This window comes from Pseudomonas sp. GW823-FHT02C05 (assembly GCF_058797595.1).
This window is the reverse complement of the sequence record NZ_JBXAJU010000002.1, coordinates 897,976-911,601: the sequence shown is the minus strand read 5'-3', so window position 1 is coordinate 911,601 and position 13,626 is coordinate 897,976. Positions and strand designations below refer to the sequence as shown.

The 13,626-nt window shown below is 59.3% G+C and carries 4 protein-coding genes and 1 pseudogene; all 5 read right to left on the bottom strand.

The annotated features are described in order from the left end of the window. Positions 1–509: 509 nt before the first annotated feature. The 5 genes and pseudogenes from AC1RGE_RS15175 to AC1RGE_RS15155 all read right to left on the bottom strand — a co-directional run bounded on the left by AC1RGE_RS15175 (position 510) and on the right by AC1RGE_RS15155 (position 13,391). The gene (locus tag AC1RGE_RS15175; RefSeq protein WP_492584575.1) at positions 510–785 is read right to left on the bottom strand and encodes a hypothetical protein; all 276 of its coding nucleotides are present in this window, start codon (positions 783–785) and stop codon (positions 510–512) included. A gap of 405 nt (positions 786–1,190) precedes the next feature. Then, positions 1,191–1,598: pseudogene (locus tag AC1RGE_RS15170) on the bottom strand (toxin C-terminal domain-containing protein); the annotation flags it as partial. 250 nt (positions 1,599–1,848) lie between these two features. Then, positions 1,849–2,319 (bottom strand): hypothetical protein, encoded by a 471-nt coding sequence (locus tag AC1RGE_RS15165; protein WP_492584574.1) that lies wholly within the window; start codon positions 2,317–2,319, stop codon positions 1,849–1,851. Continuing rightward, a complete protein-coding gene (locus AC1RGE_RS15160) occupies positions 2,319–11,621 on the bottom strand; it encodes a hemagglutinin repeat-containing protein (RefSeq protein ID WP_492584572.1) in 9,303 nt (3,100 codons plus the stop codon). The genes AC1RGE_RS15165 and AC1RGE_RS15160 overlap by 1 nt, the downstream gene beginning before the upstream one ends. Positions 11,622–11,648: 27 nt before the next feature. Continuing rightward, positions 11,649–13,391: a ShlB/FhaC/HecB family hemolysin secretion/activation protein gene (locus AC1RGE_RS15155; protein WP_492584570.1), complete on the bottom strand. Its 1,743-nt coding sequence runs from the start codon at positions 13,389–13,391 to the stop codon at positions 11,649–11,651. Positions 13,392–13,626 lie beyond the last annotated feature (235 nt).

The following is a 13,626-nucleotide window of genomic DNA, read 5'->3' as shown; positions in this document are numbered from 1 at the left end:
AGTTTTGGCTCAAAAATCTCCCCACCACCAAATAACACCAAGTTACAATCAAAGTTAGCGGCAAGATATATAATTTCCTCTATCAGAAATAAAGATAATCTCTCAAAATCCAAACAGTATAAAGATATCATCTTCCCAAATCTCTACTCGCCCAACACCCTTATAACCAAAAACTCTTACTTCACTAGCCCACGACTCAACTCCCGAGAGCAAACGAAAAAACCCAACCAACAACAACTCAATATCTACCCTTCCTAACAAACAGTTAGGAAACCCGCCTAAAACCTCCCCTTCCCCACTATATCCAGGAATATCGCCTCACCATTTATCCACAAACATTTACTATTCTTTCATCAAAAACCAAAGTAAATTCAAAGTACCCAACAGCCATCATATCTCTCCTCTCCATTTAGGCTACGGACATCTCCAATTGCATCCAACATGTAACGCCCTTTAGAACTTTACGCAGCAACCATAACAAAAATTGTTATTATAGAAAAAACCACCAATCAAGTTCCCCCCTCCAAAAAGTCATCTCCTTCAACATAGTCATACAACTGGATCTGCGAAAAGTCGTCATCATTAACGAATAGTAAATCGTGCCCTTCATGCTGCTGAAAAAAAGCCTGAATAATATCCCATGCACGCTTATCATTGAGCCAAGCCCTTTCCTTATCAGAGTAAACCCCCTGAACAACTAATCGCCCCCCTTCCTTCGCCAGCTTTTTTCCTAAGCTCAATGAAATTCTGCAAGTTTTGCAGCACAAATAATAATACGTACCCATTTACTTCCCTCTCACAATCGGCATTTGAATAACCCCATGTTGTGTGATTGCAAAAACCTGCTCCAACTCAGGACGCTTCGGCACCACGTTATTTAAAGCTCTATCTATATAGCCAGCAACCTGCTCAGATGACAAACTCAATGCACGCGCATCAATCACCACCGCACTTGGAAAACCATTAAGCTGCGAACTCCCGGTACTAATATTTCGCTCAAATATTCTCTTTATACGATTATCCGTCAGCTCTGACACCGGAGCATCTGGAGTTTCAAAAGTTTTAAACTCTGCACGAAGTCTTGTGCCATCTGGCAAACGAATAGTCGCGTCACCACTTGGTGTATTAGAGCCTCTCAACAGAACACTCACCCCTCGCTCTTCGGCAAGAATATTAGCAATATCAATCTTCGGGCTCGCCACCGCTCCAAGGGAAGAACTGCTCGCATACAGATCCGTACGCGACTCCTCATCCTTGGTGATCTCATATGCCTTGCCCACATCCCGGTTCAGCCCGGCCGTTGAATCGGCCCCGGTCTCGGCATCCTTGCGCACCACGATCTCGCCCGCCCCGACGGTGGCGCGCACAATCTGCTCGCGGTCCTTCTGGTAATCCCAGCCGCTGACGCTCCAGCCGGTTTCACCTTCCTTGCCTTTACCCACCTGGCTGCTGTCTTGTGTGGTGCCACTACCGGAGCTGTAGGTGCCGCCCACGTTCAGGTAATAGCCGTGTTCCTTGTCCTTGCCGGCGATATCGCTGAAGCCCAGGGTGCCGGTGTCCAGCTTGAGGTTGCCGTTGTCGGCAGCGATCAGAGTGCCAAAGCCACTCGTTTCTCTCGCGACATATATAGAGTTAGAACTGAATCACTCATCTTTTACGCGGACACTAAGAGCAGAACTATTTAACACGAAACAACCCACTCTTCTTCCAGACAAGCAACATACAAAAAAACTTCTTAACCCCCCTAAATATCACTCTGCAATACACCACCCACGACACATACAACCTAATAACTCACACACAAAACCACTCAACTCAAAAACTCATACCGCCCACTCTAAAACACAACTAACAAATCTGAAAAAAAATTATCGTTGGACCGTAATCCTGCTCGGCATTTGAGACTTCAACAGAGAACTTCTTCTCGGGAAACTTATCTTTTAAAACCAAACGCCATGAAACTGCAAAAATATCCGCCAACTGTTCAAATATTACATCACCAACATCGCTTGCCGTTCCAGAAAAAACATCATAAAGATGAATTTGATTCATCACCCTCTCAACGGCATTGACATCACCATTCAACTGCTCGAGCCAAACATCGAATATCGCAGCGTCGTATCGACTCTCTAGAAACACCGCATCATCCCTAACAACAAAATCGGGAAACAACAATCTACAAAACAACATAACATCTTCAGGACTGCAAATTTCACTCACATAGGAAAATATATCAACTGTACTTTTTTCCGCCCACTGCGATTTCCATGACTCATATCTACTCAAGCCTACAAAAGGTTTAATTGTATTAACACTCATCATGGAACCTCGTCTGGTCTAATTGGTCTTGGGGCTAACTTCGTGGATGGTGACTGCACTCTAACAGTTCCATCAGGAAGTGTATTCCTACCATACTCTATTACATGTGGCGTCGGAACAGACAAATGAGGCTTACCTGTAACATCGACTCTTTTCAACACCATACCCACCGAATCATAAGTAGCGTAGCTAGTTATGTTCCCTTGATTATCAGCCCGATATAACACTCCATTCACGGGACCACCTTCCAATATGAAATTTCGACTAACTTGAGTCCCACCCTCAAGAGGCCCTCCAACTAAATTTCGTGCATTACGAGGAGTAATACCATTTATAGTATACATCACCCCCGGATTCAGCTTGTGCTCCGGAGTTACATAGGCACCATCCTTCTGTACTCCATCCAGCTGAGTACCACCCGTATGAGGCGTTGTGATAACTCCGCCACCTTCAGCGTAGCCCCCACTGGTAGGATTCAGTCCTGATGCATCAACAATCGGATTGACCAGCTTTCGGTTTTCATCATCAAGCAGGTGAATTGGAAACGTAGTGAGGGTTATCAACTCCCAAAGGCCGATCGAAATTTTTAGCTGCCTCTGCACCTCTTCCTTTGCAACACCACCTGACTTTTTAGCGCTCTCAACAACCGAGTTGGCTGTGTTACGCATATTTTCTTGAGTCTGGGGTGACGCTCCTGAGTAAACCAGCGCAAGCGCTAAGGCCCCCATCATTCCTACGCCAGGAGCAGCAGCGAGATTTAGCGATCCATTTGAAGGGTTCTTCAAACTGGCCAACATTTCTGCTAGCTCAAGTGACTTCTCCGGGCTCTCGCGGGCAATATCCTTCATCCGAGCGAAAAGAAGTTTTGCAGCCTCCCCATTCGCTTCGCCGACTTTGGACCGGATCAGATAATCCATGCCCTCCGCACGTTTGTTCTCATCCTTGCTGACGAGTTTTCGAGCGTTTTCACGGATCACCAGCACGTTGTTCACGTGCCTGGATGCAAATTCGATATCGCTTCCCGCTGTAAGTAGCACGACCATACTGGCCATAAGCTCGTCGAGCTTTAACATCGCGTCTCGACTGTTCTCCCCATACAACTCAACATTCTTCTTCCACTGCTCATACGTCTTCTTCGGGCTCGCCACCGCCCCAAGGGAAGAACTACTCGCATACAAATCCGTACGCGACTCCTCATCCTTGGTGATCTCATACGCCTTGCTCACATCCCGGTTCAGCCCGGCCGTTGAATCGGCCCCGGTCTCGGCATCCTTGCGCACCACGATCTCGCCCGCCCCGACGGTGGCGCGCACGATCTGCTCGCGGTCCTTCTGGTAGTCCCAGCCGCTGACGCTCCAGCCGGTTTCACCTTCCTTGCCTTTACCCACCTGGCTGCTGTCTTGTGTGGTGCCACTACCGGAGCTGTAGGTGCCGCCCACGTTCAGGTAATAACCGTGTTCCTTGTCCTTGCCGGCAATATCGCTGAAGCCCAGCGTGCCGGTGTCCAGCTTGAGGTTGCCGTTGTCGGCAGCGATCAGCGCGCCGTCGATTTGGGTGTGGTTTTCGGTGCGGATATCGACCTTGTTCTTGCCGGTAATACGGGTTTGCTCTTCAACCCAGTCGGTCTTGCCGGTGGTCTGGCCATAGCCGACCGAGCCACTGAGCCCTGGAGCAGGACCAAAGGTAGCGGTGACGCTGATGTCGAATTCCTTGCCCTTGACCTTGCCGGTGTCGGCGACCGAAGCAATGTTCAGGTCCCCCCCGACACGCCCGATAACTTCATCGCCACGCAGGTTGGCACCAGAAATGTTGGTGTCCTTGCCACTGGTGAAGCCCAGCCGCTCCCCGGCATAGAGATAAGCCTCTTGCTGGCGCTCGCCTTCACGCTCCAGATTGCCTTTGCCCATGCTGACGCTGGCGTAGACGCCCACGCCTTCCGAGCCGAAGGTGAAGCCCACTTCCCCACCACCACTGTTGCGGTTGTTCTCGCTGCTGTGATCGTTCTGCGCGGCGCGAATATTCAGGTCGTTGCCGGCATCCAGGTCAATGTTGCGTCCGGCCTGGGCCTGGGTCCCGATCAGGTTCAGGTCGTTGCTGGCCTTGAGGTTGATGTCGCGCCCGGCATCCAGTTGGGTGGCAGTGGAGGAGCCTTGGCTGCTCTCGGTGCTGGCGGTGCCGAAGCTGCCGCCGACGCCGATCTTGAAGCCGCCGCTGGTGCCGCCGTGGATGCCGCCCCACATCTCGGTGTTGCGGGTTTCCTCGCTGATGCTGCCTTTGGCCACATCCAGGGTGACGTCGCGCCCTTTGACGTTGATGTCGCGCCCGGCACTCAGTTGACTGCCCTTGACGGTCACGTCGTTGTTGGCCGTGAGGTTCAGGTCGTTGCCGGCCTGCAGAGTTGAAGAGCGGTTGCCCTGCTCGATGATCTCCTGGCTGCTGCTTTGCTTGCTGTTGCCAAGCTTGACGTCGGCGGTCGGCCCGGCGAGGAACTGGCTGACCGAGTCGACGGCCTTGAGGGTGCTGGAGGCTTTGCTGGTGTTGTTTTCACCGTCGCCGGCGCCGTTGACCGCGTCCTTGGTCTTGCCATAGTTGTGGTTAATGGTGACACCCAGGCCATTGCGCTCGCTTTCACGCTGCTGCTCGGTCACCCGCACTTCCCGGGCGGCGTCGATCTTGATGTCGCGGCCGGCGACCAGGTTGATGTCGTGATCGGCCCGAAGGTCGGAACCCACCTGATTGATGTCGCGCTTGGCGTTGACCGACAGGTCTGCACCGGCGCTGATCTGGCTGGCGGCGGCGGTCTGGGTTTCGACGCGGTTCTTTTCCTTGTTGCGCTCGGCACCGGCGAAGAAACTCACACCGTTGTCGTCACTGCTGACGCCCACGCCGACTTGCTTGCTCTTTTTCCAGTCCTGCTCCGCCGAGCTGTTCTGTGCCGCCAGCACATTCACATCGCGTCCGGCGTCAAGACTGACATTGCGCCCGGCGCTGATGCCGCTGCCCACCACATTGATGTCGCGCTCGGCCTTCAGGCTCGCATCGCGCTCGGCCAGCACCTGGCTGCCCACGCTGGTGCTGCTTTGCGCCTGGCGCCCGGACTCCTTGGCCGAGGCAAAGGAGACGCTGGCCCCGGAGGAGGAAAGCCCGACTTTTTTCTTGTACTGCTCGCTGCGGCTGTAGGCCGTGTCATTGGCCGAAACCAGGTTGATGTCACCGCTGTCCTTGACCAGCCCGGCACGCAGTTCCACATCGTTGCCGGCCACGGCTTCACTGGCCCGCAGGCGGATATCGTTGCCCGCGGCCACCACCACATCGTTGCCAGCGCTCAGCTCGCTGCCGACCTGGGTCGCGGTGGTTTGCAACTGGCTCTTGCCGCTTTTGGACAGGCCGAGGAAACCGGACTTGGTCTTCTTGCTGTAGGAGCCGTGCTCCTCGACACCGGAGAGGATCGCCACATCACCGGTGGCACCGACCATCAGGTCTGCACCGGCCTTGAGCTGGCTGCCGATCAGCGTGACATCGCGGCCACCGTTGATGCTCATGCCGCCATCGGCTTTCTTGCTGGTGTTGAGGGTCAGGTCTTTCCCGGCCTCGACCACGGAGGCGATGTTGGTACTGTGGTAGCTCTCCTGCTGTTTGCTGCTGCTCTGACCAAAGGAGCCTTTGCTCTTCTTGGACATGAAAGAGGCAGTCTCATCCTTTGCCGACAGCACATTGAGATCGCGAGCAGCATCCAGGGCGACGTTCTGCCCCCCTTTAACCCGGCTGGCCACCAATGTCAGGTCCTGGCCTGCCTTGATCGACAGATCACCACCCGCCTCTACCCGTGAAGACTGCTGGCGAACCTGATCGTCAGAACTTCTACCGTTACTGGTTTTGAACGAGCTATGACCCGCGTTGGCCGCAGACTCGATGGCCACATCTCGTGCTGCAACCATCGACAAGCTTTGCTGGGCAGCAACCTTGCTCGCCACTACTTGAATGTCTTGACCCGCTGTTGCTTTCAGACTGCCGGCTATCTGAATGTCACTGGCATTTTGTGTGGTCTGACTACGCGTCCAGAGGTCTTTCTTGAACTGGCCACTGCTGCTGTTCGCCTGTTCGGTGGACGTAATGGACAGGTCACGCCCAGCGCTGAGCACCGCATCACCGCCTGCGGTCAATGCACTACCGGTATTTTTCAGGTCCCGGCTTGCAGTCAGGGTCAGATTGTTGGCGGCCTCGATACGCGCTGCACTATCAACAAAATCGCGTTGTTCATTACTGGTGGAAGTGGAGCTCCGATGACGAGTCAAGGTTCGCTCGTTAACCACGTCCCCATCAGTTGCCATCAAGGCCACATCACGCCCAGCGATAACACCACCGGCCTTGTTCAGAAGATCCTTGCCCGCCGTCAGACTCAGGCCCTTGCCCGCCTCCGCCAACCCACTATTGACCAGGTTCGCCCCCGCCACCGCCGACAGGTCATTGGCCGCGCGCAGAGTGCCGACGTTGTTCAAGTCCTTGCCGGCAATCAGGCTCACGTCCTTGCCGGCGATCAGGGAGCCGTTGGGCGCCAGGCGGTTGTTGGCCTGGGCCAGGTACAGCACTGGCACCAACACCTGTTCGCCGTTCACTTCATGGCTTTCCAGCCAGACGATGTCGTGGGTCAGGGCGGCGACTTGTTCGGAGGTCAGGGTCACGCCCACCGAGAGATCAAGCTGTTGCTTGCTCTGGAGGGCGTTGTCCATCAGGTGCTTGAAGAGCTTTTCGTTGCTGTCCTGGCCATCGATAAAGCGCTGGCCGGTGCGGGCCACCATGGCTTGCTGGATGAGTTTCTGTTCGTAGAAACCGTCCCCCAGGCGCTTGGCACTTTCATCGGGGTTGTAGCCCAGGTTGGACAGCAGGTAGTCCGAGCTCATGAACTGCTTGAGGTTGGTCAGCGCCGGGTTGGTTTCGATCAGGTACTTGTGCGGCCGGGACAGGCTCGCGGCGTCCGGCAGGCCGGCGATCTGCGCAGGCGTCGGGGCCTGGGCCAAAGTGCTGCCCTGGCCGCTGAGGCGGAACAGGCCGTTGCCGCCGGTGGGCAGGGTGAAGCCCGGCAGCTCCAGGGGGTTGACCTGTTGCTGGGCCAGTTCCGGGGGCAGTTGCGGGTTGATCCGGATCGGCGTCGAGTAGCCGTTGCCAACGCCGGTGTCGGTCAGGGTCTTGCCGGCGCCGACGTACTCGTAGAAGGAGCGGATCACGCTGTTGTCGAGGGTCTGGTCAGCCTTGAGGTTGACCTTGCCACCGGCCTGGATGGTGGCGGCGAAGGATTGGTCGCCGTCCACCACCTTGCTGCTGGAAGACAGCATCACCCCGGTCCAGGCAATGAAGGCGCTGAGGTCGGAGGCGAAGCTGCTCGAAGGCGTCGGGTTGTTGCGGGCGTTGAACGCGGCGGCTAGGGCTGCGGCGGTGCCGGTTTCGTTGACGAAGCTCCAGTAGCGCCGCAGGGTGGTGATTTCCTGGGGTTGCAGGCCCTGGTTGTGGACGGTCTCGGCCTTGATGTTGATGTCGCCGGCCGCGGTAATCAGGCTGCTGGTGTTGGTCAGGGTCTGGGTATCGATCTGCAGGTCGGCGCCGCTGTTGAGGCTGGCGGCGGCGCTGCTGTTGGTCACCCGCAGGCGGTCGGTCTCGGCCACTTCCCACAGGCCGTTGATGCGGCCACCGCCGCGGTCGTCGCAGCCGGCGACGGGAATCAGGGTGCAGGACAGGCGGGTGATGCTGGCGGCACTCTTTTCGTGCTCGGTGTACTGCAGCACGTCCATGACGTTGTTGAGGGTGCTGGCGGCGATGGTCAGCTTGCCCAGGCTTTCGATATCCCCGGAGCGGTTGTCCAGCAGGTCGGCCCTGGCTTGCTGGTCGTCCTTGGCGATCAGCGCGGTACCCAGGCTGTACACCTGGGCATAGCGGTTGGTGAAACTGTTGGTCAGCAACTGCATATTGCCGCCGCTGGAGATCAGGCCATGGTCGTTGACCAGGGTGGCGGCGTTGAGGCTCAGGTCTTCACCGCTGCCCAGGGTGCCGAGGTTGTGGATGCTGGCGGCATTCAGCAGCAGCTTCTGGCTGGCGGTGATACGCCCGGCGCTGTTCAGCGCACCGTCGATCTTCAGGGTGCCATTGGCGCCACCGGCGATGCTGGCGCTGTCCGCCAGGTCCAGTTGGGCGGCATGCAGGTCCAGTTGACCAATGCTGCTCAGGCGCCCCTTGCCGCTGTAGCTGCCGTTCAGGTCGAGGTTGAGCGCGGCGTCACTGCCGATCAGGCCGTCATTGCTCCAGTGGCTGCCGCTGCCGGTCAGGCCGGTGCCCGCCAGGAGCTGGCCATCGGCGGTCTGGGTCAGGTGGTCGACCTTGACCAGCAACCGGTCGGCTTGGATTGCACTGCTGTTGGTCCAGCGCTCGGCTTCCAGGGTCAGTTGGCCGGCGGTCTTCAGGCGGCCGCCGACGTCTTCGAGGTTGGCCATGGAGATGCCGAACACGCCACTGCCGCTGTGCAGCAGGCTGCCGCCGCGGTTGTTGAAGCCGCCGGCGTCGAAGGCCAGGTCGTTGTTGGCGGTTTCCAGGGAGCCGTCGCGGTTGTCGAAGGTGCCAGCGATGCTGAACCGGGTCTTGCTGGCCAGGCCCAGGGCCCGCAGTTGCCCGCGCTGGTTGTCCAGGCTGGCAGCAGCGGTGGCCAGGGTACTGCCGCTTTCGATCAGGCCCTGGCGGTTGTCCAGGGCACCAGCGAGCTCCAGCTCGATCTGCCGGGCGCTGATCTGGCCGGCGCTGTTGTCCAGGTCCTTGGCGCTAATATGCAGAGCCTGCTGGGCGAAGAGCGCGCCGTCGCGGTTGTCGAGGCGGCCATCGGCCGCGGTTTCCAGGGTGGCGCCGCCGTTGAGGGCGGACACCTTGCCGGCCCTGTTGTCGAGGTGGCCCGCCTTGAGCGTCAGGTCGCCCTGCTGGGCAATCACTTGTCCGCCTTGGTTGCCGGCGTCGGCCGCCACATCGAGGCCCAGGTTGGTCTTGGCCTGCAGCAGGCCTCTGGCGTTATCCAGACGCTCGGCATTGAGTTGCAGGTCGGCTTCGCGGCTGAGGATCTCTCCGCCATCGCTGTTCTGCACTTCGCCACTGGCGTTGATCAACACCGACTCATTGGCCGCGACCCGGCCCTTCTGTCGGTTGTCCAAGTGTTCGGTGAACAGCCGCAGCCACTGCTGGCTGGAGAGTTCGCCGCCCTGGTTCTCAACCTTAGTGCTGCGCTTGAGCAGCAAAGGGCCAGCGGCGGACAGGGTGCCCTGGTTGTTGATCAAGTGTCCCAGCAGGTCGAGGGTAACGCCCTGCTTGCCGGTGAAGGTGCCGTGGCTGTTGTCCAGGTCGCTGCCGATGAACTCCAGGTCGCCGGCGGCGTTGACCGTGCCGCCCTGGTTGCCCAGGGTCATGGCCTGCAGGGTCAGGGTCGCGGCGCTGTCGATGGAGCCGCCCTGGCTGTTGTCCAGCAGGTCGCTGAGTTTGAGGCTTTGCTCGCCGGCGCTGGAGATCACCCCCTGGTGGCTGTTGTCGAGGCTCGCGGCCTTGACGTCCAGGGCCTGCTGGCTGACCAGGCCACCGCCCTGGCTGTTGTTCAAGGCGTCGCTGAGGGTGACCTCGACACCGCCCTTGAGGCTGGAAACGGTGCCTTTGTTGCTGTTGTTCAAGCCCGTGCCATTGAGGGTCAGGCCCTGCCAGCCCGAGAGCAGGCCGCCCTGGTTGTCCAGTTCCGCAGTACCGGTAATCTCCAGGGTCTGTTGCGCCAGTACCACGCCGGTGAGGTTGTCCATCCCGGCCAGCACCAGGTTGCTGCTGCCCTGGCTCGACAGCTCGCCGCCGCTGTTGCTCAAGTGGCCCAGGTTGGCATCGAGTGACTGCTGGCTCTTGATCAGGCCGCCCTGGCCGTTACGCACTTGCTCAGCATCGAGTTGCAGGCGCTCGGCGCTCAGCAGCTTGCCCTGACGGCTGTTATCCAGAGCCCCGGCACTGACCTTCACCTGGCGCTGCCCGCTCAGGGTGCCGCCCTGGTTGTCCAGGGTCTGGGCCGTGTTCAGGGTCAGGTCGCGACTGGCGACAATGCTCTTGCCGCGGTTGTCGAGATCCCGGGCGTTGAGGCTGATGTCGCCGTTGGCGTTGCGAGAGTTATCGGCATTGACCCCGGCTTCGATGATGCCCTGGTTGCTCAGTTGGCCACCGCTGTCCAGCTGGATGCTGTCGCGGGCGGCGAGGGTTTTCTGGCTGCTCAGGTCACCCTTGGTCTGCACCTTGAGTTCGCTGCCGGCGTAGACCGCGCCCTGGGCCTCCAGGCTGCCGGCCTTGATCGCCACCGCGCCCTTCTCGGCAGTGGCGTCCGCCATGCGCAACTGGCCGTTGGCATCCAGTTGGATATCACCGCCACTGGCGATCAGCTTGCCGTCGAGCTTAACCCCCACCCCGGCCTCGGTGCCCACCAGCTTGATCGCCCCGGCGTACATGCCGCCCAGGGCTGATGAGTCGATGGCCAGTTGCGGTGCATCCGCCGGGTTGGCGGTGCGGGCCGTGGCGCTCAAGGTCTTGGCGTCGACGTCGTTGGCCCCGGCGATCACCGCCAGGTGCCTGGCCTGGATCTCGGCGTTGAGCTTGGCGCTGCGGGTGATGATTTCGAACTGGTCGATATTGCTCGCGTTGAGGCCCGCGCCTTCGATGGCGACGCTGCCCTGGTCCACCTGGTAACGCTGGACCTGGCCGTTCTCGATCACCGGCTTGCCGGTGGTCAGGGTGGCTTTCGGGGTGTTGATAAAGCCGCAGCCGTTGCAGCTCACGCCATAGGGGTTGGCGACAATGACATGGGCCGACTGCCCGGCCACTTCGGTGTAGCCCTTGAGCTGGCTGGGGCTGCCGCCGTTGACCTCGTTGAGGATCATATTGGCCGCGCGGCCACCCAGGTTGGAGTTGCCGAGAATGATTCCGCCCAGTTGGGTTTCCTGGGTGCGGCCGGTGGCGTTGTTGAGGATCACGCCCTGCTGGCCGACGTTGTAGTCGCTGAACTTGTTGTGCGACAGGCCGCTGCCATTGGGCGTGGCAATGTTGACGATGGGCACGCCATTGCCGGCCTGTCCCAGTGTTGTACCGCTGCCGTTGACCACGATGCCGTCGGCCATCGCCACCACGGGCTGCCAGAACATCACGTTGGCCAGGATGAACGCCAGACCGCGTTTGGACAGCCCCCAGAACGAATCCCGCGCTTGCAGGGTGGCGGAAGGCTGGCGGGCCAGAAAGGCGAACTGACGAGCGTCCATGTCGTATATCTCGGGCAAAGAGCGGAGTTAAAGGAACAGGTCCAGGCGGAAATAGATCGGGGCTTCCCGTTCACTCAGGGCTTCGGGCCGTTCGAGGGAATGGGCAAAGGTCACGCTGGCGGCAAGGTGCTTGCCCCGGGCGAAGAATTCGATGGAGTCGCTGGAGACCCGGCCATGCTGCTCGGCGTTGTAGCGGTCGTTGCGGATCGCGCCGAAGTCATAGCCCAGCCCCGCGCCGTATTCGGCGAACACCGGGCGCAGCCAGTCCCAGCCCACCGGACGAGTCCAGCGCAGGTCGTTGCGCCAGTAGTAGCCGCTGTCGCCATTGAGGCTCTGGTCCTTGTAGCCGCGGATCGAGGACTGGCTGCCCAGGCTCATGCGTTGCGAACTGAACAGCAGGTCCTCGCTGCGCTGGCCGGTGACCAGGCTGCTGAACACCAGGGATTCTTCCCCCAGCTTGAACGGCTGCAGGTAGCTGGCGGTGGCGCTGTACTTGCGATAACGGGCGTTGGCCTGGCGGTTGCCGAAACGGTCGCGCTGGTTTTCACGCTGCGCATCGAAGGCGCCGATGCCGTCCTGCAGCCCCAGGTCGAGGTTGAGAAAACCGCTGCCGATGCGCCGGCCATGGTTGATGCCGAACTGGGCTTCGCTGAGGCGGTTGCTGCTGTTGCTCAGTTTGCTGTCTTCGATGTAGTTGTTGGTGCGCAGGTAGCTCAGGCCGGTATTGAGCGAGGTTTTGCTGAGGGCGTCGCGATGGATCACCCGCTCCAGGCGCAACTGGTGATTCTGGCTGTCGCCGGTCTGCTTGAAGTTGAAGCCCTGGCCCTGGGCCAGGGAACGGTATTCGCTCTGGCTGTAGCTGTAGCTGAGGTTCCACCAGCCAAACGGCAGGTTGTAATAGAGCATGGCGTTGCGCGAGGTTTTCTGGTGGTCGCTGATGGCGTCGTGGCCGCCGCGCAGCACCAGTTGGTCGGCCAGCCCCAGGGGGCTGTCCCATTCGAAGGAGCTGCCCCACTGCTGCTCGCCGGTGCTCTTCTGGCCCTCGTTGCTGCGTGATAGGCCAACGCGCCAGGGCTTTTGCGCGTTGTTCTTGACCAAGACCTCGCTGCCGCCCACGGCCTGGCCCGGGGCCAGTTCCATCTGCGCCTGGTTCGACGGCAGGCGGTTGAGCTGGTCCACCATCTGTTCGATCTGCCGCAGGTTGAGCAGCTCACCGCTACTGCCGGGGAAGGCCATGTTCAGCTCACGGGCACTGAGCTTGCTGTCTTCGGCGGCCTTGAGCCCTTCGAGCTTGCCTTCCACCACCAGCACTTGCAGGTGGCCGCTGGAGAGGTCTTGCTGCGGCAGGTAGGCACGGCTGGTGACCAGGCCTTTTTCGATATAGCGGTCGGTGATGACCTTGAGCAGTTCATTGAGCTGCGCTACCCCCAGGCACTGGCCGATGTAGGGCTGGAGCAGGCGCTCGCGCTCGGCAGCCGACAGCGAGTCGGCGCCCTTGAGCTGGATGTCCTTGATCGGGAAGCAGCGGCTGTCGGCCGGCGCCGTGGGCGCTACAGGCGCGGCGCTCTTGCCGGGCAGGTCCTTGAGTTCTTCGAGGCGCCGCTGCTGTTCTTCCAGCAGGCGGTTCTGGCGGTCGCGGATCAGGTCCTGGTCGCCGGGGTTGAAAGCCGGGCCCGGCAACGGCGCGGCAGTGGCGCTGGGCAGCGCAGTGACCAGCAGCAAGCAGGACAAGGCACAGCACAACCTCATCCCGAGGGTGGAGAGAGACATATTCGGTCCTTCGAAACGGCAGCAAGGGTAGAGAAAGGGCGCGCGATGTTAATGTGCCACCATTCTGACGTCAATTAAGCGCGAGCATCGTCGATGGATGGCTGGTTTTGCGGGGCACGCGCCCTGCTACAAGGCCGGATGCTAGAGCTATCGGCGACGCCGGCAAATCAGATCCATCTGAATTGCCGAGTAAGAATTCCTGATCAGGCACGGCAATCAAAGCCGCGGCCACCGG

What these genes read in the sequence shown, in the direction of transcription:
- AC1RGE_RS15160 (WP_492584572.1), bottom strand. Translation starts at nt 11,621, where the DNA reads ATGGACGCTCGTCAGTTCGCCTTTCTGGCCCGCCAGCCTTCCGCCACC.
- AC1RGE_RS15155 (WP_492584570.1), bottom strand. Translation starts at nt 13,391, where the DNA reads ATGTCTCTCTCCACCCTCGGGATGAGGTTGTGCTGTGCCTTGTCCTGC.
- AC1RGE_RS15175 (WP_492584575.1), bottom strand. Translation starts at nt 785, where the DNA reads ATGGGTACGTATTATTATTTGTGCTGCAAAACTTGCAGAATTTCATTG.
- AC1RGE_RS15165 (WP_492584574.1), bottom strand. Translation starts at nt 2,319, where the DNA reads ATGAGTGTTAATACAATTAAACCTTTTGTAGGCTTGAGTAGATATGAG.